The 22000-nt window shown below is 40.5% G+C and carries 20 protein-coding genes; 5 read left to right on the plus strand and 15 right to left on the minus strand.

Annotated features, from left to right (window positions below; translation table 11 throughout):
- The first annotated feature begins 345 nt into the window (after positions 1-345).
- Positions 346-1071, plus strand: a complete 726-nt coding sequence (locus tag QM911_RS06190) for a lysostaphin resistance A-like protein (protein WP_414313430.1) — start codon at positions 346-348, stop codon at positions 1069-1071.
- Positions 1072-1125: 54 nt separating this feature from the next.
- Here QM911_RS06190 and nusB read toward each other — a convergent pair whose 3' ends face one another.
- The 8 genes from nusB to gatC all read right to left on the minus strand — a co-directional run bounded on the left by nusB (position 1126) and on the right by gatC (position 7992).
- Positions 1126-1548: a transcription antitermination factor NusB gene (gene nusB, locus QM911_RS06195; RefSeq protein ID WP_000203647.1), complete on the minus strand. Its 423-nt coding sequence runs from the start codon at positions 1546-1548 to the stop codon at positions 1126-1128.
- Entirely contained in the window at positions 1541-1930 is a 390-nt protein-coding gene (locus tag QM911_RS06200) for an Asp23/Gls24 family envelope stress response protein (RefSeq protein ID WP_000510582.1), read from the minus strand. The genes nusB and QM911_RS06200 overlap by 8 nt, the downstream gene beginning before the upstream one ends.
- 28 nt (positions 1931-1958) lie before the next feature.
- Complete coding sequence (efp, locus tag QM911_RS06205) at positions 1959-2519, minus strand: elongation factor P (protein ID WP_000568646.1); 561 nt, start codon at positions 2517-2519, stop codon at positions 1959-1961.
- An 80-nt stretch (positions 2520-2599) separates the two neighbouring features.
- A complete protein-coding gene (locus QM911_RS06210) occupies positions 2600-3727 on the minus strand; it encodes an SPFH domain-containing protein (RefSeq protein WP_414313431.1) in 1128 nt (375 codons plus the stop codon).
- A gap of 9 nt (positions 3728-3736) precedes the next feature.
- A complete protein-coding gene (locus QM911_RS06215) occupies positions 3737-4693 on the minus strand; it encodes a zinc-ribbon domain-containing transport protein (protein WP_414313432.1) in 957 nt (318 codons plus the stop codon).
- Positions 4694-4778: 85 nt separating this feature from the next.
- Positions 4779-6224 carry an Asp-tRNA(Asn)/Glu-tRNA(Gln) amidotransferase subunit GatB gene (gene gatB / locus QM911_RS06220; protein WP_414313433.1) on the minus strand — a complete coding sequence of 482 codons (1446 nt, stop codon included), beginning with the start codon at positions 6222-6224 and terminating at the stop codon, positions 4779-4781.
- Positions 6224-7690, minus strand: a complete 1467-nt coding sequence (gene gatA, locus QM911_RS06225) for an Asp-tRNA(Asn)/Glu-tRNA(Gln) amidotransferase subunit GatA (protein WP_414313434.1) — start codon at positions 7688-7690, stop codon at positions 6224-6226. The genes gatB and gatA overlap by 1 nt, the downstream gene beginning before the upstream one ends.
- On the minus strand, positions 7690-7992 hold the full coding sequence (gatC, locus tag QM911_RS06230) for an Asp-tRNA(Asn)/Glu-tRNA(Gln) amidotransferase subunit GatC (protein ID WP_414313435.1): 303 nt from the start codon (positions 7990-7992) through the stop codon (positions 7690-7692). Before gatC ends, gatA begins: the two co-directional genes overlap by 1 nt.
- 212 nt (positions 7993-8204) lie before the next feature.
- Here gatC and QM911_RS06235 point away from each other — a divergent pair, with 212 nt between their 5' ends.
- The 4 genes from QM911_RS06235 (at position 8205) to QM911_RS06250 (ending at position 11525) form a co-directional block, all read left to right on the plus strand.
- Positions 8205-8891: a TIGR02206 family membrane protein gene (locus QM911_RS06235; RefSeq protein ID WP_414313436.1), complete on the plus strand. Its 687-nt coding sequence runs from the start codon at positions 8205-8207 to the stop codon at positions 8889-8891.
- Positions 8892-8900: 9 nt separating this feature from the next.
- On the plus strand, positions 8901-9593 hold the full coding sequence (locus QM911_RS06240; RefSeq protein WP_414313437.1) for a TIGR02206 family membrane protein: 693 nt from the start codon (positions 8901-8903) through the stop codon (positions 9591-9593).
- 242 nt (positions 9594-9835) lie between these two features.
- On the plus strand, positions 9836-11380 hold the full coding sequence (locus QM911_RS06245) for a peptide chain release factor 3 (protein WP_414313438.1): 1545 nt from the start codon (positions 9836-9838) through the stop codon (positions 11378-11380).
- A gap of 10 nt (positions 11381-11390) precedes the next feature.
- The gene (locus tag QM911_RS06250; protein WP_275043521.1) at positions 11391-11525 is read left to right on the plus strand and encodes a hypothetical protein; all 135 of its coding nucleotides are present in this window, start codon (positions 11391-11393) and stop codon (positions 11523-11525) included.
- Between the two features lie 676 nt (positions 11526-12201).
- On the opposite strand, the gene QM911_RS06255 is transcribed toward QM911_RS06250, so the two are convergent.
- The 7 genes from QM911_RS06255 to QM911_RS06285 form a co-directional block, all read right to left on the minus strand.
- The gene (locus QM911_RS06255) at positions 12202-13530 is read right to left on the minus strand and encodes a dipeptidase (RefSeq protein ID WP_414313439.1); all 1329 of its coding nucleotides are present in this window, start codon (positions 13528-13530) and stop codon (positions 12202-12204) included.
- A gap of 18 nt (positions 13531-13548) precedes the next feature.
- On the minus strand, positions 13549-15057 hold the full coding sequence (locus QM911_RS06260) for a YfcC family protein (RefSeq protein WP_414313440.1): 1509 nt from the start codon (positions 15055-15057) through the stop codon (positions 13549-13551).
- 93 nt (positions 15058-15150) lie between these two features.
- The gene (gene arcC, locus QM911_RS06265) at positions 15151-16098 is read right to left on the minus strand and encodes a carbamate kinase (RefSeq protein WP_414313441.1); all 948 of its coding nucleotides are present in this window, start codon (positions 16096-16098) and stop codon (positions 15151-15153) included.
- Between the two features lie 258 nt (positions 16099-16356).
- The gene (gene argF, locus QM911_RS06270; RefSeq protein WP_198921496.1) at positions 16357-17370 is read right to left on the minus strand and encodes an ornithine carbamoyltransferase; all 1014 of its coding nucleotides are present in this window, start codon (positions 17368-17370) and stop codon (positions 16357-16359) included.
- Between the two features lie 67 nt (positions 17371-17437).
- Positions 17438-18667, minus strand: coding sequence for an arginine deiminase (gene arcA / locus QM911_RS06275; RefSeq protein WP_414313442.1), 1230 nt, complete (start codon positions 18665-18667; stop codon positions 17438-17440).
- Positions 18668-19022: 355 nt separating this feature from the next.
- Positions 19023-19715 carry a CPBP family intramembrane glutamic endopeptidase gene (locus QM911_RS06280; RefSeq protein ID WP_061862720.1) on the minus strand — a complete coding sequence of 231 codons (693 nt, stop codon included), beginning with the start codon at positions 19713-19715 and terminating at the stop codon, positions 19023-19025.
- An 844-nt stretch (positions 19716-20559) separates the two neighbouring features.
- Positions 20560-21999, minus strand: a complete 1440-nt coding sequence (locus QM911_RS06285) for a TrkH family potassium uptake protein (protein ID WP_414313443.1) — start codon at positions 21997-21999, stop codon at positions 20560-20562.
- Position 22000: the final 1 nt, after the last annotated feature.

Here is a 22000-nt window from a genome sequence, read left to right on the forward strand (position 1 = left end):
AATCTGTAGACGTTTGTGATATTTGGCGTACGATGAATCTTTTAAGAGTTGTTCAATTTTTTGTGTTTCTTCGTTTGTAAGTTTCATAACTACTATTATAAGATGTTTTTTGATTTTAGTCTAGTATCAGGATTAAAAATTGACAGTTGGGGAAATGGAACTGAGAGTCGTTAAAAAAAGATGTATATTATATAATAAGGAATGATAATTTATAAGTGCTACAGAGAATAGACTAGGTTTTTATAGATTTTATGCTGTGCTAGATCAGTATATAACTGATAAACTGAATAGGGGATTGTTAATCTTTCCCTCCATCAAGGTAATTTTAATTTTTTAGGAGTGAGTATGAAAAAACTTTGGCATTTGGGAGTATTTATCTTACTGATATTTCTATCAGTTTATCTACCAGAGTTAGGGGTTTTGCATCTGACTAAGTTTTTAAAATGGGGGATAGATGGCTATTTTATTATTTTAGCAGTAAAGCAACTAGCTCTTTTAGGATTATTTATCTATTGGCTCAAAAAGAAAAAGATGCTCTATATTTTTGAAAAAAATGCTTGGAGTTGGTCAACTCTCTTTTTCCTTGTAGTCAGTTTAGTAGCTATTTATTTTCTTCGTCAGTTGGTGGATGCTTTTGACTTAAGATTCCATCACTTAACTGACAATAAGTATATCTTTCAAGACCTTCTTTCGGTCCTATACTCCAATGGACAACCAACTTTTCTATCAACTGTTCTCAAGTTTAGTTTAATAGTAGTCGTCGCACCTATATTGGAGGAGATAGTTCTGAGAGGATATTTTATGAATACCTTCTTTCCAAACTCCAAGTATTATCTGGATGTTATCTTATCAGCTCTTATCTTTGGAATCAGTCATTTGGTGGTTTCCCATCGAGATCCCATCAGTTTGATCATTTATAGTTTAGGAGGCCTTTTCTTTGCCCTGGTCTACCGTTGGACAAAGAATCTGAAAATTACAATCCTGTGCCATAGTTTTTTCAACTTTCTCACTTATGCCAAGCCCATCTGGATATTTGTTTATAATTATGTCTATTACCACTTTTTTAGATAGTGGAAGGCAAAGAAAAAAGTGTTTGATAATTGTCAAACACTTTTTCTATATTATTTAATCTTCTTCTGTCACAAATTGACTGAGGAGTCCATTGATGAAACGGGCTGACTTTTGATCTGAAAAGCTCTTAGCAAGTTCAATGGCTTCGTTAACAGCTACGAGCTGAGGAGTATCAAATGAAGTGATTTCAAAAACTCCTAGGCGTAGTAAATTCTTTTCTACCAAAGTCAGACGATCGATGGTCCAACCAGTTTTCAAATGTTGAGTGATTTGTTTGTCCAGATCATCCTTCTTAGCTTGGACACCAGAAACGAGCTCTACAAGGAAGTTAGGAAGTTGTACGTCTGTATCTTCGCGATCATGTGTGTAGGCGAAGCGACAAGCAGTTTCTAGATCTGAACCATATTCAAGACTCATCAAGGCTTGGAAAGCACACTTACGTAGTTCACGTCTAGATTCTAATAATGGACTAGTCATTGAGGAAGTCCTCGTCGAATAAGTCTTTCAATTCTGGTTTTGGTGTTTTATCTGGAACGATACCTGAAACGTGAATGTTGACAGCAGAGATTTCAACATCAGCCATGTTACGGACAGCATCCTTAACAGCTTTCTGGATAGCCATAGCAACCTTAGGAACTTTGACACCGTACTCTAGGTAGAGGTAGATATCAGCTGTGAGCTCATCGTTTGCTTCTTTTAGATATACGCCACGACCAAGAGAAAGTTTTGAAAGGGTGTCAGATACTGATTTGTTTGAAAAAGAGTGTACGCCTTCAACTTTCGCAGTTGCAATAGCAATGATTTTTTCAAGTACACGTGGGGCGATGACGATTTCGCCAAGTTGTTCTTCAATTCCCATAGAATGACCTCTTTCTAGTTTCTAGAGATTAGGCGCGAGAAACGTAAGTTCCTTCTGCAGTGTTGATAATCAATTTTTGACCTGCTTCGATGAAGTCTGGAACGTTCACGACAAGACCAGTTTCCATTGTTGCTGGTTTACCAGAACCTGTAACAGTAGCACCTTTGATAGATGGTTGTGTTTCAGCAACTGTCAATTCAACAGTAGTTGGTACAGTTACACCGATTACTTCAGTTCCGTAGAATTGGATTTTTACATCTGAGTTTTCAAGGATGTAAAGCAATTCGTTTTCAACATTCACAACAGGAATTTCGTATTGGTCGTAAGTTTCTGTGTTCATGAAGTAAGCTGTGTCGTCCATTTTGTACAAGTATTGAGCTGGAACTGTTTCGATGATCGCTTGCTCAAATTTTTCTTCTGGGCGGTAGCTTGTTTCAAAAGTTGAACCAGTGCGGACATCACGCAATTTCATACGCATGATAGTGTTTCCTTTACCTGGTTTGTGGTGGCTAGCTTCCAAAACGCGGATCAATTTTCCTTCAGCTGTTTCAAAAGTCATACCAGCCTTTAGTTTACTTGCTTCAATCATGTTTTTACCTCTTTAATAAATAGTTTACTCTTTATTGTACCATAAAATGCAATAATTCTCAAATATCAGATGAGCTTGAATTAGTTGACTGGTACGATATTTCCTTCTTCATCTTTGGTTACGAGAACATACTTGCCGTCTACCTCGATGTAGAAGGTCTTGCTTGCAGTTTGCCCGTTATTTTGAACAGGGGCTTGAGTTTGGGCTTGTTGGTTGAGTTGATTGCCAAGTGTTTGTCCTAGATTCATTCCCATAATCATGTTCATACCATTGCCATTGCCTTCATTGTTAGCAGCAGCGATGAGAGCTTCATTACGAGCACGACGTTCTTCAATCTCGATCGTATTGTACTTCATAGCGACAAGTTCGCTATCAAGCTTACGGACAATATCTAAGCTTTCTTGATCATAGCTCAAATCTTCAAGTAGAATATTAGTTGTTTCAATCCCATAAAGTCCAGCCCATACCTTATTAACTTCTTGTTTTGCTAGCTCATTGAAAGTATCTTGATTGGCATTAAGGCTATAGATATCTACCTTGTTTTCATTGGTAAACTTAGCAATTGCAATAGCAATCTTTGGTGCGATATTTTGTCGAAGTGTTCCTTGAGCTACATTTTGTAATGTAAAGGCTTTATGGTCTTCAATTTGTTGACTGATGGAGCTGACGTAGAATAGGACTGGATCAGCAACTTTGATATCAAACAAACCGTAGAAGCGGATGTTAAGTAATTGTTGATAACGTTCACTGAAATATTCTACAGCATTTTGTGTACCGAATTTATTTCCGGCAACGGGTTGCATACGAATAAAGATGATTTCTTGTTGGGTAATGACTTGACCACCAAATGAGAAGCGGTTTTTGAAATTTTCCCAAGTACCCTTTAGGCCACCTTTTTCAAGAAGCCAGGCATTGTCTCCAGAACGCCATTCGTGGCTACCAGCTTCTAAGACGTCTCCAAGGAAGGTACCGTTGTTCACTAGAATAGCGACATAGCCTTGAGGAACAATAACGACACTACCATCTGTTAGTAGTCCAGTGTTTTGATTGCTTTGTCTAGATTTGCCATCTGGATCTTTTGAAAGAAGTTGACCTTTAATGGCCAAAGCATCTGCTGTTAGGTTATTTGGAAATACGATCGCTTCTTTAAATTTGCTATCGTTGAAACTATTAAGCCCTGAAGATAGGGCGGCACGAATAAATCCCATAATTTCCTCCTAATTATAAAGTTCGTCTTCATCCACAACATCGTAGGTATCGAGTACCCATTGGTTTGGACTACGTGTGAGATCAGCTCCGCAGTATTCACATTGGCTAATAGCTGAGATTTTAAGTGGAGCGCCACAGTTTGGACAGTGGTCGCTAACAGCTTCATCTTGAACATTGTTTTCGGTTTGACTACCATGTTTGCGGATAAAGTTCATTTGATAAACTGTAAATAGATCTTGTTTAGGGTCTCCTTCGATAACCTTACGAGTCTCATCATCGATAACATAGTCTCTGAGTGTAGATGAAAGGATAACCACTAAAGTATCATTTCCATCTGGATTTTCGTAGAAATCTTTAATGCGGATATTTTCAACATAGACTTTTTCTAAAACATTGGTTGTTTTTGCCCGAATATGATCTTCAAGTTGAGTACTATGTTGGGAATAGAGACTAGTACTTTCGAGAGAGCGAACCAAATTCCAATCCTTTTTAGTCCAGGCTGCCTGCAACTGAATATAGACTTCTTTACCCCATGAAGCGAAGGCATCAGCATCAAAGTTTGGATCACCATATTTGACACGATTAACAGCTAGTGTGTTGTGTTCTACTCGGCGATGGCTAGGTGGATTATATCCAGTTGAACTACCGTAAGACTTGCCAGAAGATGAATTCTGATCGCTTAGATATTTGATGAACATGTAGAGTAAGAAACCTCCAACACCAAACATGATAAGCATGTTCATACCAGTACCTAAAGAACCACCTGAACTAGAGGAGCTACTTCCAGAGCGATAGCTACTTTTATAAGAGGAGCTGCGACTTGAGCTACTGCGGCTGCTACTTCTTGAACTGCTTCGGCTAGAGCTACCACTTCGCGAATGGCCAACGCCAGCATCAATTGAGTTAAATGGTGTGAAGAAGAACAACAATAAACAAGTGGCGAGAAGAGTATATAACTTTTTCATATGTCTCCTAACTATGTGAGTACAAAGTGCAAGGCATCAAGCAATGACTAATTTCATCAACTTGTGACAGTTATATTGAGATTGATTATTGATCGTTTTTCAACTTAGCCAATTCTTGGGCAAGTAGTTTAAGGGCTACTTGTGGGTTGGCTTGACCCTTGGTTGCTTTCATGAGGAATCCTGTGAAGGCCTTGTCGGCGTTACGTTTTCCTGACTTGAAGTCGGCAACAGCGGCTTCATTATCCGCAAAGACTTGATGAATAATTGGAATCAAAACATCAGGATCTGAGATTTGAACTAAACCAGCTTTTTCTACGTATTCACGCGCTCCACCACCATTTTTAGCTAGGTGAACAAAGACTTTCTTGGCAATCTTAGACGAAATAGTACCGTCTTCGATGATGGCAATCATTTCAACCAAGTTTTCTGGTGTCAATTCGATTTGTTCCAGTGTCTTACCTTCGGCGTTCAAGAATTGAGCGACTTCACCTTGGAGCCAGTTAGAAACTTGTTTAGCATCACCACCGAGGGCGACAGCTTTTTCAAAGAAATCAGAAGTGACTTTATTGGCAGTCAACTGGCTAGCATCGTATTCTGATAGACCAAGTTGAGAAACGTAACGAGCACGGCGCTCTTTTGGAAACTCTGGCAATTCAGTACGCATCTCTTCGATCCATTCATCTGAGATTTCAAAGAGTGGTAGGTCTGGTTCTGGGAAGTAGCGGTAGTCTGCAGCACCTTCCTTGACACGCATGAGGATAGTTGCTTTATTCGCTTCATCGTAACGGCGTGTTTCTTGGCGGATTTGACCACCTGAGCGAAGGATTTCAGCCTGGCGTTGGACTTCGTATTCAAGACCTTTACGCACGTTTGAGAAGGAGTTGAGGTTTTTCAACTCAGTTTTGGTACCGAATTTCTCTTGACCATAAGGACGAAGGGAGATGTTGGCATCCACACGCATAGATCCTTCTTCCATCTTAACATCGGAAATACCAGCATATTGGATCACTTCCTTGAGGGCTGTTAGATAAGCGTAAGCTTCTTCTGGTGAACGCATGTCGGCTTCAGATACAATCTCAATCAATGGCACCCCTTGACGGTTGAGGTCAACATAAGAGTAGCCATCAGTACCGTGGGTGTTTTTACCAGCATCTTCTTCCAAGTGGGCACGCTCAATACCGATTTTCTTAGTTGTTCCGTCTTCTAGCTCCACTTCAATCCAGCCGTTATAACCGATTGGTTCATCAAATTGAGAAATTTGATAGGCTTTAGGATTATCTGGATAGAAGTAGTTCTTACGGTCAAAGTGCATCTTTTTGTGGATGTCCATGTTGAGGGCAAGAGCGGCCTTGATACCGGCATCAACAACGCCTTTATTGAGAACTGGTAGTACGCCAGGGAAAGACCAGTCAATCACGTTGGTATTGGCATTTTGGTCATTTCCAAAGTGGGCAGAAGTAGGTGAGAAGATTTTTGAATTGGTGTTGAGCTCTACGTGGACTTCAAGTCCAATGACTGTTTCAAAGTTCATTAGTTATCACCTCCAAAAATCACGGGTTGTTGTTTGTGGTAGTCTGTTGTTGCTTCAAAAGCAGCAGCAGCTTGATAAATGGTCTCTTCAGAGTATTTTGGACCAATCAATTGGAGACCGATAGGTAGACCTTGAGCAAATCCTGCAGGAATTGAAATTCCTGGTAGACCTGCCAAGTTGACTGGGATGGTCAAGAGATCCGCCAAGTACATAGCAACTGGATCGTGGTTGAGCGAATCCAAGTCAAAGGCCACGCTTGGAGCTGTTGGACCGAGGATGAGATCGTAATCTGCAAAGACTTTTTCAAAATCTTGGATGATGAGGGTACGAACTTGACCAGCCTTCTTATAATAAGCATCGTAGTAACCTGATGAAAGACTGAAAGTACCAAGCATGATACGACGTTTCACTTCGTCACCGAATCCTTGGCTACGAGTGTTAACGTAAATCTCGTCCAAGTTCTTAGCGTCTTCAGCACGGAAACCATAGCGGATACCGTCAAAACGTTGCAAGTTTGAAGAAGCTTCAGATGAAGCGATGATGTAGTAAACTGCAACCCCGTATTTAGAGTGTGGAAGGCTGACTTCTTCTACAACTGCACCAAGTTTTTCAAAGTGCTTGGCTGCGTTGAGGATAGTTTCTTTAACTTCTGGGTCAATCCCTTCACCAAGGTATTCCTTAGGCAAAGCAATTTTCATGCCCTTGATGTCTTGACCAATTTTTGAAGTAAAGTCAGCAATGCGGACAGGAGCAGAAGTAGAGTCTTTGGCATCTCCGCTAGCAATAGCATTGAGCAAGAGCGCATTTTCCTTAACGGTAGGAGCAAAAGGTCCAATCTGGTCTAATGAGCTACCAAAGGCAATCAGACCAAAACGTGAAACTGTTCCATAGGTTGGTTTGAGACCGACAATTCCGTTGAAGGCAGCCGGTTGGCGGATGGATCCACCTGTATCAGAACCAAGAGACAAACGGACTTGTCCTGAAGCTACAGAAGCTGCGGAACCACTAGATGATCCACCGGGAACCTTGCTGTGGTCCCAGGCATTTTTAGTTGCACCGTAGTAAGATGTTTCACCAGAACCACCCATGGCAAACTCGTCCATGTTGGTTTTTCCGACAACAATCATGCCCTTAGATTTTGCATTGGCAACAGCTGTCGCATCAAAGATTGGCTCATAGTTATAAAGCATTTTTGAGGCAGCAGTTGTGAGGATGCCGTCTGTAGAGATGTTATCCTTAACTGCTAGCGGAATTCCTGAAAGGACATTGTCAGCGTCAATTCCAGCCTCGTCAATAGCTTTGGCTTGAGCAAGAGCTTGATCTTCAGCGATAGTGACAAAGGCATTGATAGCCTCTTCACGCGCCTTGATATCTTCAAGCGTTGCTTGCGTTAGTTCGGTTGCAGAAATCTCCTTAGATACAAGGAGGTTGTGCAACTCTTCAATCGTTTTATTGTTAAAAGTCATTAGGCATCTCCTCCGTCATCTAGGATAGCTGGTACCTTGATATAGTAGTTTTCTTTTTCAGGTACATTTTTAAACAAGCGATCACGGTCAGTTCCTTCTTCGGCTATGTCTTGGCGAAGAACGGTCTTACGATCTGCCATGGTAGTCGTTGGTTCGACACCAGTAGTGTCGACTTCGCCCAGCAATTCGACCATATCAACAATCTTAGACAAGGTTGTCGCAAACTCAGCAGTTTCTTCTTCTGAGAATTTTAATTTTGAAAGATTGGCAACGTGTGTTACCTCTTCTTGCGTAATTTTCATCTTGCATCCTTTCGTGAAATGATGATTATTTATCTGTTCTATTTTACCATATTTTCCTATAAATAAGGTAAGTCAAGTTGAAAAGAAATAGAAATTGAAAAAAGGTTTTTTATTCGATATAATGGTTGAAATTAGAGGAAAGACTAAGAGTCGTTTTAAGTTGGAAAACGAGTTGGATAATTGATCAAATGAAAACACATTAGGGGTGAAACATGACACTTTGGGATTTACTTTTTACCAGTAAAAAAACGGTGCTTCCACACTTGGGAGCCTGGTACTTTTTATTACCTACGTCTTTGGTAGTCATAACTGTTTTATCGATTCGTTATGCCTCATCTAAGCGCTATCGAGATTTTTGGTATTGGGGTCAATTGATCCAATTACTGATTATCAACGCTTGGTATATTTCGGCACGCCTGCCCTTGTCTGAGGCTCTCCCTTTTTATCATAGCCGCATGGCTATGTGGATGATTCTTTTTGCTCCTGATAAGACTTTTTTCAAACAATACTTTGCTTTAGTGGGAGTTTTTGGCTCTATCATGGCTTTAGTTTATCCAGTCTTTTATCCGTTTCCTTTCCCTCATGTTTCCTCGGTCAACAATGTTTTCGGACACTGGGCCCTCTTGGCTAACTGCTTGATTTATCTTATTAGATATTATAAAGTTGAAAAAGGGGATGCTTGGAAAATATGTCAGATGACCTTTGGTGTCAATGCTATTATCTTTCTAGCCAACCTCTTGACAGGAGGGAATTATGGCTTTATGAGTAATCCCCCTGTGATTGGGGATCGTGGCGCCTTGGTTAATTATTTGATAGTAACTAGTTTGATGACAGGGATTCTCGTCCTCATCAATCAATTTGTTAAATATAAACTGAAGAATCGTCAGCTAATAAATTAAGGAGATCTTATGCATCATTTTATTACAAGAACCCAAACCACACCACCGCCTATTCCGATTTTTTGGTACGGTGTCATGATAGGCCTTCTTGCACTGTCTATCTATGGGTCCCTTACTTACTACAAAAATCCCAAATTTGTTCGATTATTTAAGTGGATTCAAATAGCGCAACTGCTAGCTCTTTACACTTGGTATATAGGTTTTAGCATTCCATTTTCAAATAGTCTACCTTTATACCATTGCCGCTTGGCCATGTTTGCAGTAGTATTCTTGCCAGATAAATGGAAAACCAAGCAGTATTTTGCCCTTATGGGAGCTAGTGGAGCAGTATTTGCCTTGGGCTATCCAGTTTTTGATCCTTATGATTTCCCACATATTACCAGTTTTTCATTCCTGATTGGACATTATGCTCTCTTGGTCAATTCCCTGGTCTATCTCATGAATCATTATGATAAAACCATGCTTAAAAAGTATCGAATTATCGCTTACACTTTTGTTCTTAATCTTTTTCTAGTTGGAGTTAATCAAGTGACAGGTGGAAACTACGGACTCTTGAATACCACGCCTTTTATTCCAGATGCTCCTATTTGGATTAAGTATCTTCTGGTTTCAATCATTCTTTCTTCAGCCTTAGTACTCTTTGATATCTTGTTTAAGAAACGCTGGCAAAAGAAAATGGCTTTAGAATCAACTCTTTCATGATATCGATTGTAAGCTAAAAGAAGATGTAGAATCTGAGTCGACCAATCACAAAATACAAATTGCAACATCCATTATTTAAAAAGCAAGTCTATTATAGAGACCTGCTTTTTCTTGTGTAGGCAATTGAAAAACTGTCTAAAATCCGATATAATGGAGTGTTGAAAGGAATTTTAGAGTCCAATGTAATAAAAAGCGATTAGAAATTCAAATAATTCAAAAAAAAGTAAAAAGAAAGAGAAGTTATGAGTATTCAAGAAGAAATCAAAAAACGTCGTACCTTTGCCATCATCTCCCACCCGGACGCTGGTAAAACGACTATCACTGAGCAATTGCTTTACTTTGGGGGAGAGATTCGTGAGGCAGGTACTGTAAAAGGAAAGAAAACAGGAAACTTTGCCAAGTCAGACTGGATGGATATCGAGAAACAACGTGGGATTTCGGTAACCTCATCTGTCATGCAGTTTGACTACGATGGCAAACGTGTCAATATCCTAGATACACCAGGGCACGAGGACTTCTCAGAAGATACTTACCGAACCTTGATGGCGGTGGATGCTGCGGTCATGGTGGTGGACTCTGCCAAGGGTATTGAGGCCCAGACCAAGAAATTGTTTGAGGTTGTCAAACACCGTGGTATTCCAGTCTTCACTTTTATGAACAAGCTGGACCGTGACGGTCGTGAGCCGCTGGATCTCTTGCAAGAATTGGAAGAAGTATTGGGCATCGCCAGTTACCCAATGAACTGGCCGATTGGGATGGGGAAAGCCTTTGAGGGGCTTTACGACCTCTATAATCAACGCTTGGAACTCTACAAAGGGGATGAACGCTTTGCCAGTCTAGAAGATGGAGACAAGCTATTTGCTAGCAACCCATTCTACGAGCAAGTGAAAGACGACATCGAACTCTTGCAAGAAGCTGGAAATGAATTTTCAGAGGAAGCTATCCTTGCGGGTGAATTAACTCCAGTCTTCTTCGGTTCGGCTCTTACTAACTTTGGAGTACAGACCTTCCTTGAAACCTTCCTCAAGTTTGCTCCAGAACCACACGGTCACAAGAAAACAGATGGCGAAATTGTGGATCCTTACGACAAGGATTTCTCAGGCTTTGTCTTTAAAATCCAAGCCAACATGGACCCTCGTCACCGTGACCGTATCGCCTTTGTCCGTATCGTATCGGGTGAATTCGAGCGTGGTATGAGTGTTAATCTTCCTCGTACTGGTAAGAGTGCTAAACTATCAAATGTTACCCAGTTTATGGCAGAAAGTCGTGAGAATGTCACCAATGCCGTAGCAGGAGATATTATCGGGGTTTACGATACTGGTACTTATCAGGTGGGAGATACTTTGACAGTTGGGAAAAACAAATTTGAATTTGAACCACTGCCAACCTTTACTCCTGAAATTTTCATGAAAGTTTCTGCTAAGAACGTTATGAAGCAAAAATCCTTCCACAAGGGAATCGAGCAATTGGTTCAAGAAGGAGCTATTCAGCTTTATACCAACTACCAAACAGGTGAATACATGCTTGGGGCCGTTGGTCAATTGCAGTTTGAAGTCTTCAAGCACCGGATGGAAAATGAGTACAATGCAGAAGTGGTTATGAGCCCAATGGGTAAAAAGACCGTTCGCTGGATTAAACCAGAAGATTTGGATGAGCGCATGTCTTCAAGTCGAAACATCTTGGCTAAAGACCGCTTTGACCAATCTGTCTTCCTCTTTGAAAACGACTTTGCCCTCCGCTGGTTTGCGGACAAGTATCCGGATGTAGAGTTAGAAGAGAAGATGTAAATCGTTACAAATGACTAGCAACACAAAGTTGCTGTCATTTGACGGTAACCGCTATGGCGGTTTACCTAAACGCTTCACTAGGCAAAACCCACGAATGGTATCGATTCGTGGGTTTTACCGTCGTAACAGAAAGGAAGCGGACTAGCTAACTGCCTTACTAACTGCGTTTGGCAAATAAAATCGATTTGCCAAACTCCGTGTCGTAGTTCAGTAAATTTATGTGGTTGTATAACAATCTAAGTAACTAACGCCAAGTTTCTATGGGACTTGGCTAGGCGCTCCACTAGTAAAGTTTTACGAATATTATCGATCCGTAAAACTTTACGTCGTGATGGGTAGAAAGTGGTCTGACTACCTCACTAACTCATCGACGAAAAATAATCGTTTTCTCCTCTTTGTGTCGTAATCTAATAAACGGCAACCGCTATGGCGGTTTACCTAAACGCTTTACTAGGCAAAACCCACTAGCTAACTGCCTTACTAACTGCGTTTGGCAAATAAAATCGATTTGCCAAACTCCGTGTCGTAATCTAATAATTGGTAACCGTTAAGGCGATTTGCCTAAACGTTTCATTAGTCAAAACCCACGAATGGAGTCGATTCGTGGGTTTTGACGTCGTAACAGAAAGGAAGTGGACTAGCTGCCTGTTATTGCCATACTAATTGCGTGTTGTAGCGGAAAATGAGTACCTTAGGTGGTCACTTACCTTAAATTTATTGTAAAAAGCCAAGAAAAATATCTTCTTGGCTTTTCTTGTAGCTTGCTATTCAAAATTTCCCTAAAACTCCGCCCCAATGTGGGACGGAGTTTAGGAGGTCTTTTAGGTCGCTAATCGGTAAACAGCTTCAGCATAGATATCCATAGCATGATAGAGATCATCTAAGATAGCATATTCATTTGCTTGGTGTTCTGTTTGCTCTCTTCCTGGGAATAGGGCGCCAAAAGCGACACAGTTTGGCATCGTACGTGCAAAGGTTGCACCGCCAGATGATAGAGCGGGGCTGTTATCGCCAGTTTTTTCTTTATAAACCTGCATGAGAGTAGTGACGAGCAGGCTATCTCTTGCCACATAAAGTGGTGCTAGGTAGTCAAATTCTTGGTAGCTAAGTTGGTAAGTTTTTGCACACTCTATCAGCTGATGAACAAGGGCATCCTTGTCTGCAAGGACTGGGATTCGGATATCAATTCGAATCTCAGAACTTTCGGGAGTAATGCTTAAGGCGGCCACATTAAAGGATAAATGTCCAGAAGGCTGGTCGCTGATATCACCAAAGATTCCTTTTCCTTGACCATCTTGACCAACTTCTTTGGCAAGAAATGTCAGTGCAGGATGGGATTGAATGGAATCAAGGACGGTGGCTAGTCGAATGACTGCATTAATCCCCTGGCTGGCATCCTTGGCGTGCTTAGACACACCTAGAACAGTAAGGCTCTGGTCATTTTGTTGATAATCGTAGCCAACAGCTATTAGGCCTGCCTGGATCTGATCCATAAGTGGTCCTTGATAAGTTGCCTTATCAGGAACGACATTGAAAGCTTCGCCTACATCTAAGGCGAGTTGTTCTGATCCAGGACCATGAAGTTTAACCTGTAGGAGCCCTTTTTCTGCATAGGTTAATGGGAATGAGGAGTCAGGAGCAAATCCCATGCTGGCCTGTTCTTCAATGGTATTATATCTTGTCATGCAACGCCAAAGGGTTTCCTCATCAGTACCAAATATGAAACGAACCCGTTTTTTGAATGGAATTCCTTGGTCAAGCAAGCTCTTAACTGCGTAAAGGGCTGCAAGAGAAGGTCCTTTATCATCCTGCGCACCCCGACCATAAATCCGCCCATCTCTGATACTTGCTTCAAATGGAGGAGTTTCCCAGTCTTTCAAATCGCCTGCAGGAACTACATCTAGGTGGCAGAGGATGGCAAGGAGATCACCTTCACCAACTTCTGCATACCCATAATATCCTTGAGGATTCAGATAGGTTTTAAAACCAAGATCTTGACACAAGTCCAGCATTTTTTTCAGGACATCTTGGATGGCTTGACCAAAAGGAGTACCATTTTCACCTTCCTTGAGAACAGATGGATAGGAGATGATGGTTTTCAAACTTTGAAGAAAATCCTCTTTGATTGATTCTGTAATATAGGATTTCATCCGTATCTCCCTTTGTTTCTATAAGAATGGCACTAGGGTGCCCAAGATAAGAAGTAGAATACTTGCAATGACAATTGAGATGACAAGTTTTCCAACAAACTTCCACCAAGTTCCAAGACTGACACGACCAAGAGCAAGAGCTCCCATGACAATACCTGAAGTAGGAGTGACAAGATTAAGGACACCAGATGCAGATTGGTAGGCAGTAACGATAAGGCTGGCTTTGACATTGACGAATTCTCCAAGAGGAGCCATGATACCCATGGTTGCACTAGCAAGGCCAGATGAAGAAGGAATGAGGAAGGACATAGGTAGGTAGAAGATATAGGTCAATACGATGAAGACTTGAGGAGAGAGACCTTGAAGGCCAACTTCACCCCAGTGTAGGATGGTTGCAGTAATCATACCATCGTTCATAATAACTTGGATACCACGAGCAACCGCACAAATCAAGGCTACTGAAAGCAAGTCTGCCGCACCAGTTAAGAAGGTAGAGACGATTTTTCCTTCTTTGAGACCATAAACAACACCAATCAGGATACCCATGACGGCAAATAGCATGGCGCCTTCTGGGAAGTACCAGCTACCAAATGGTTGAGCAGATGAACCGATGATGCCTCCGATTACAGGACGGCCGATTAACCAATTTTTGAAATCTTCAAAGACAGTAACATGTAAATCAACCCAAGGGATGAAACTTGCAATCATAATGATAAAGGTCACTACAAATAAAGCGAGAACATGTTTTTGTTTCTTGCTCAAGGTAGATGGTGCATCATCGTTTTCTGAAACATTGAAGTGTTTGATATCTTCTTCGCGTTGAGCGTAAACGAGTGATTTAGTAGGATCTTTCTGAATCTTTTCTGCATAGCGATAGACGAAATAGGTGCTGAGTCCAGTCATTACAAACCAGAAGATAACACGGAGAATAACACCATCCATAGAAGAGATTCCCGCAGTATCAGAAGCGATAACAGTAGCAAATGGATTCAATGTAGATGCCAAACAACCAACTTGAGAACCTAGTAAGATGATGGCTACGGCAGTGATACTGTCAAAACCAACTGCCATCATTACAGGAATAAGAAGGGGATAGAAGGCCATGGTTTCTTCTCCCATACCATAGGTAGTTCCTCCAAGTGCGAAGAGGGGCATGAGGATGAGAATCAACATTTTTTCGCGACCCTTGTATTTTTTAACGATGGAGGCAATCCCTACATCGAGTGTACCAGTAGCGTTTACGACACCAAGGAAACCTCCGACCATAAGGATAAAGAAGGCAACGTCGATAGCTGCGCTGGTTGGTTTGTGACCGAGCATGGCACGAATTGGTGCCATAAGGATATCGTAAATCCCTTGAGGATTTGAGTCAACAGTTTGATAGGTACCTGCGATGAGGTTACCTGCTTCATTGGTATCATACTTACCTGCTGGAATGATCCAGGTTAAAAATGCCATAATGGCAATGATGATAATCAAAACAGTGTATGATGAGGGCATTTGAAACCTTTTTTTATTTTCACTCATTTGTTTTTCCTCCTAAACTATGTCACACAGTATAAAAACGAATGATGTGGCAAGAGTGCTGACTAAACTTTCTTGAAAGGTATGACTAAACTATTATTCTTTCACAATGATTGTTCCACTTTCAGATTCAATCAAGGCTCCTAGATTGATAAGAGAAGTGATAACTGCTTTTCCTGCTGGACGATTGGTCACAAAATCAATGGCAGCTTGGATTTTTGGTAGCATACTACCAGGAGCAAATTGCCCCTCTTTGATGTATTCTTGAAGTTGGCTTACAGTTACCCGTTCCAATTTTTCCTGATTTGGTTTGTTATAGTTGATATAGGCATAATCGACACCAGTTAAAATGATGAAGAGATCTGCTTCGACTAGCTCTGCCAAGCATTGCGATGCAAAATCCTTATCGATGACAGCTTCTACCCCTGAGAAGTAACCGTTTTCATTTTTAGCAATAGGAATACCTCCACCGCCTGCTGCGATGACAATTTGTCCCTTGTCTAAGAGTGTTCGTATACTATCGATTTCTTTGATGTAAATGGGTTTTGGAGAAGCCACTACCTTACGCCAACCACGACCTGCATCTTCTTTAAAGTTAGCCCCAGTTTTTTCGCTTTCCGCTTTAGCCTCTTCTTCTGAGTAGAATGGACCGATTGGTTTGGTTGGATTGAGAAAGGCAGGGTCATCCTTGTCTACGACAACCTGTGTGACAACAGAAACGACAGTTTTATCAAGATGAATATCTTGTAAAGCATTTTCCAGAGCATTCTGGAGCCAAAAACCGATGCTACCCTCTGTCATAGCAACAAGTGAATCGAGAGGAAAGGCGGGATTTTTTTCGGAATTCGCTGCTAGGTGTTGGAGGAGTAGGTTACCAACTTGCGGTCCATTGCCATGGGTGATAATCAATTCATCGCCATTTTGGATGAGTTTCACCAGATGACGTGCTGTTTCTGCCAGAGCAGCTTCTTGAGCTTGAGCAGATGGATCTGTGGACAGAATGGCATTTCCTCCAAGAGCGACAACGATTTTACGATGAGACATGAGCGCTCCTTTCTTTTGGATGAACAAAAACCAATTTTGGTTAAAAGCTTGGATTTGGAAGTTGAGAAGAAAGACTTTGTAGGGACGAGTTGAGTTGGAATTTCGAAATGCGGATAACTGGAAGGCAGTTACTTGTTATGAGGTTTTTGCTTGAATGGTGACTATTGGGAAATTTCAACTCAGAGCTCGTAACTTCTACAAAAAGGGACTGGACTAAAACACTAGTCTCAGCCCCTAAGCTGTTTGTTATAGTTGGCATCACACTTTAGGAATATAGAGATTTCCTAGTGTAGCGGCCATAACGGCTTTAATGGTGTGCATACGATTTTCTGCTTGATCAAATTGACGAGCATACTTGCTATGGAAGACCTCATCAGTTACTTCCATTTCTTTTACGCCAAATTTCTCAGCTACTTGTCTGCCATAGATAGTGTTCGTATCATGAAAGGCTGGTAAACAGTGGAGGAAGATTAAGTTTTCATTGCCTGCTTTCTTAACAAGATCCATATTGACTTGGTAAGGTTTTAGCAAAGCGACGCGCTCTGCAAACTTATCTTCTTCGCCCATAGATACCCAAACATCAGTGTAAAGGACATCAGCCCCTTTTACAGCTTCGTCAGCATCTTCTGTGATGAGAATGTGAGCCCCACTTTCTTTGGCATATTCCTCAGCCAGTGCAACAACTGCTTGATCTGGGAAGAGTTCTTTTGGTGAAAAGACATGAACGTTCACACCAAGGATCGCACCTGTTACTAGAAGGCTATTGGCAACATTATTACGACCGTCACCACAGTAAACCAAAGTCAAACCTTCAAGATGTCCGAAATTTTCTAGTACTGTCAAATAGTCTGCAAGCATTTGAGTTGGGTGCCATTTATCCGTCAAGCCATTCCAAACAGGAACACCAGAGAATTCTGCTAATTCTTCAACCATATCTTGACTAAAACCACGGAATTCAATACCATCAAACATACGTCCTAAAACTTTTGCGGTATCTTCAGTAGTTTCTTTTTTACCTAGTTGAATATCGTTTGCCCCCAGGTATTCTGGATGTGCACCAAGATCGATTGCAGCAGTTGTGAAGGCTGCGCGTGTACGGGTAGAAGTTTTTTCGAATAAAAGAGCAATATTTTTACCAGCTAGATAGCGGTGTTCGATGTTTCGTTTTTTAAGATCCTTCAAGTGAGCTGAAAGTCCAATCAAATATTCGAGCTCTGCACGGGTAAAATCTTTTTCAGCTAGAAAACTTCTTCCTTGAAATACTGAATGTATCATTCTATATATCCTTTTCTAACAAGCATGATTCTGCTAGCAGATGCTAGGCAGAAATAGGAAGAATCTAAATGTCTTCACGTTCAAACGGCATTGACATACAACGAGGTCCACCACGTCCACGTACCAATTCCCGTCCGCGAATCTTAATGAGACGAAGTCCATATTCTTCAAGTTTCTTATTTGTTACAGTGTTGCGTTCATAAACAACTACGACACCTGGTGCAATAGCGAGTGTGTTAGAGCCATCATTCCATTGTTCACGAGCAGCTGCAACAATATTACCATCACCACAAGGAATGAGTGTAACTTTTTCTAAACCGAGGTTTTGAGCAAGGAGTTCTGCCAAATCTCCTTTTTCTTCAACAATATTGAGTTTTTCATTTTCGTAAGTGACAGAATAGACGTGAAGGTTTCCTTGAATTTCAGGATGAATCGTAAACTTGTCATAGTCTACCATGGTGAAGACGGTATCCAAGTGCATGAACTTACGGCTGTTTGAAAATTCAAAAGCCAAGACTTTCTTGAAGCCAACATTCTTTTTGAAGATATTGACCAAGAGTTTTTCGATAGAAGCGGCATCGGTCCGTTGAGAGATACCAACTGCTAGGACATCTTTTGAAAGAACAAGTTCATCTCCACCTTCGATACGAGTGGTTTCTTCACGATTATAGATGAGTTCTACCTTACCACCATAGATTGGGTGATACTTGAAGATGTATTTACCATAAAGTGTTTCACGGTTGCGTGTATCGGCGTACATATGGTTGAGTGATACTGCATTCCCGATAGTCGCAAATGGATCGCGAGTGAAGTATAGATTAGGCATTGGGTCGATAGCAAACGGATAGTCAGATTCAACTAAGTCTGTTAATCCTTTACCTTCTTCAGGAATATCAGGTAATTCAACTTTTTGAACACCTGCCATTGTTTTCTGGATCAGTTCAAGGTTGTCGTCAATATCATGAAGCAGTTTTCGGATGGCGTTTTTAGTTTGTCGACCACGAATATTTGCTTCATTGAGATATTCCTCTATGAACTGGTCACGTATTTCAGGAGAAGTTAATGATTCAGCAGCCAATTGTTCAAGATAGAGCACTTCGATTCCCTCGTCACGGAGTGCTTGAGCAAAGGCGTCGTGTTCATTTTGGGCATCTGCTAAAAATGGGATGTCATCAAAGAGCAACCTCTCAAGGTAATCTGGCATCAAGTTTTCTAATTCTTGACCCGGACGGTGCAACATAACTTTTTTCAGTTTCCCAATTTCTGAGAAAACATGAATTGGATGTGAAGACATGTGTTTCCTCCTTTTTTCTCGTGTGTACCAAACTATATTGGTATCGCTTACAAGTTAATAGTATCACAAATTAATATGCATTACAAGGAATATGATAAGGCCAAAAAGGCTTGAAAATGGCTATTTTATAGGATTTCTTACATTTTTTTATAAGAATATTCACAAATATACATGTTAAGTTAACTTATATTTACATTCTATAAAATTTATGCATAAAAATATTTTTAAAATTTTTTTAAAAAATTTTGAGATTGTAGAAAAAGGTGGATTTTCTGAGGTGAAAAGTTTGTTGAAACAAAAAAATCCCTTAGACTGGAACGAAACATTCTAGTCTAAGGAAATGGATAGTTGGGTATTAGATACCGAAATTTTTCATAAAAATTGTAAAGAGTGCCAGTAAGATGAAGCTGATACTATTAAGTAGCATATGGACCGAGATAGACATTTCCAAACGTCTGGTACGATAAGCAGTCCAAGTGAGTACAGTAGACATCCAACCGTAAATCAAGAAGGAAGGGAGATTAGAAGGCATATGTGCAAGGAGGAAGATTAGCCAACCAATGACATAGCCAAACTTTTCGTAGCCTTGGAAGAGTTTGGTAGGAATAATCCCGCGACAGATGATTTCTTCACAAATAGGTGCGATTAAAACGATGAGGAAGAAACTGCTAATCAGAGAACTTTCAGAAATAAGGTTGTTAATTACTTGTTGATTAGAAGTTGTTGTTTGCTTCACGAGTTGTAACCAGATTCCACCCACAAGATTTCCAACATAAATAGCTAGGTAGCTAAAGAGAATGCGAGGAAGATCGTTAACGGTGAAAAGTTTAGATTTTAAATCCAGCAACTTGCTCTTATGGGCTCCGTATAAAAAGATAGCAAGCACAAGAATCGAAATAAGGGACACAAGAATTGTTGACCAGATTGGATTAAACTGAATTTTAGTTAGTATAGCTAGAGTTAGCATAGGAGTCTGAGATAGAAAGATAGCTACTAACAAAATCCCAAACCAAGCGAGTCGCTTACGAAAATCTTTAAAAAAGTTCATTGATGTATCTCCTAAAAAATTTTTATTAATTATAACATAATTATTGCAAGGATTCTATTTGTTACCATAAGAGGAACGTACAGACGACGAATAAAATATCCCGAATCAAATGACTGTAGAATGATACCTCCTGTCTCAAATTTTTGGGGAATAAAAAACTGAGAAATAGAGCACCAAGACCAATATAAAAAGCAATCGATAAAATGGTGATTGGATTACGTAGGAAGATTAAAATGGAAATGATGATGATGGAAAATCTCACTTCCTTGCTACTGGGATTTCTTTGTAACCTTCTCCATTTTTTCAAGGGGAGAAAGGTGACGAGATCAACTCCAAAGAGAAAAAAGAAGGAGGGTAGGATGAGTTCCACGGCTTCTTTTTGAAGTAAGTTGACAGTAACGATAGTCTCTGATAGAACCAGCCCAACTCCACAGAGATTGACCACAATCATCATACTATAAAATAAAAAGATAAAGCGACTCCTGTCAATCAGTCTATCTCTTTTTAAGTTGTGACTAGATAAATAATGCATAGAGGCACAAGACCCAGATAAGCTCAATAAAGCCAGTAGAAAATAAAAACAGGATTGTTTGAGGGCCAGAGAGGTTCCAGACCAAAAGATACAACTACAAAGTGCCAGTTGGATTAAGGCAAAGAACAAGAGTAGTCGAATTGATTTTATGACTTTTTCCATAAAGTATCCCCTATATTTTTTTCTTATTATAGCTAAAAGATAGGAGAGAAAAGTCCTTAAATTCCCAATTGTCGATTTTTAGGGCTGTCTTGTCTTTTGAAACTAAAAAATCTCCCTTCAAGGGTTCCTTGAAGAGAGGAGATAGGTGTTCTAACGTTTAGACCAAGTGCGCTTCATAAAGAGCAGTATGATTGGATAGATTTCAAGACGTCCTGCAATCATTGCAAAAGATAGTAGAAGTTTTGAAAATGGACTAAAAATTGAGAAACTTGCAGTTGTTCCTAAAATAGGACCGATATTGTTAAAGCAACTGAAAACAGCACTCGTAACAACCATTAAATTATTGGTATCTAAACTGACGATGAAAATCAAACTGAGTAAAATCATGATATAAACCACAAAGTACTTCAGAATCTTGTGCTGGGTATCCTTATCAATAACCGTTTGATTAACCTGAAGGGTTAACACACGGTGAGGTGATATGGTAGACAAGACTTGATTTTTAGCAATCTTAGAGAGGATGACTCCACGGATAACCTTGAGACCACCTGCAGTGGAGCCGGCAGAACCACCGATTGCCATCAGCATTAGCAAGATGTATTGAGAGAACAAAGGCCAGTTCGTGATATCTCCATATCCAAAACCGGTAGTGGTAATGATGTTAGATACTTGGAAGAAGGCCATCTCAAAGCTTTGTGAAACTCCGCTATAGAGGTGGAGTGTGTTAAGCGTGATTAAGCCAGTTGATATGGCTACAATCAAGAGATAGGCTCGGAGTTCTTCATCAAAAAAGAATTCCTTGATACGACGGAGCATGAGGTAGTAGTAGAGGTTGAAATTGACACCAAACATCAAAACCCCGATACTTGTCAGATAGGTAATGAGAGAACTGTGATAGTGGGCAATTCCATCATTATAAACAGTAAAGCCACCTGTACCAGCAGTACCCATAGCGATGACAAAACTATCGTAGAGTGGCATGCCAGCAAGGTAATAAATAACCACAAAGAGGGCAAACATAGCCAGGTAGAGGATATAAAGGATTTGAGCTGTATTTTTTAGCTTAGATACAACCTTGCCAAATACTGGTCCTGGAACCTCAGCCTTCATAACTTCTAGGTGACTATTTTTAGCATTGTCCATAATAGCTAGAGCAAAAACCAGTACCCCCATCCCTCCGATGAGGTGGGTAAAACTCCTCCAAAATAGAAGGGAACGGCTTAAGACAGAAACATCATTTAAAATGGTTGCTCCCGTTGTTGTGAAGCCAGAACTAATCTCAAAGAAGGCGTCTATTATATTGGGAATTTGTCCTGAAAAGACAAATGGAAGGGCACCAAAGAATGACCAGAGAATCCAACAGAGAGCTACAATTAAGATCCCTTCTTTTGCATAGATTCGCTGTTTTTTAGGCTTACTGATAATTCCCAGAAGACCTAGAACAACAAGGATTCCGATGGTAGAGAAAAGAGCTGTAAAAACTTGACTCGATTCTCGATAATAAAGAGCAATGCTAACTGGAACTAAGAGTAGACCAGCCTCGATCAAGAGTAGCTTAGCAAGAAGAAATCGTACCATACTTCTATTCATA

It is taken from the genome of Streptococcus infantis (assembly GCF_047460825.1).
Classification (GTDB): Bacteria; Bacillota; Bacilli; order Lactobacillales; family Streptococcaceae; genus Streptococcus; species Streptococcus infantis_V.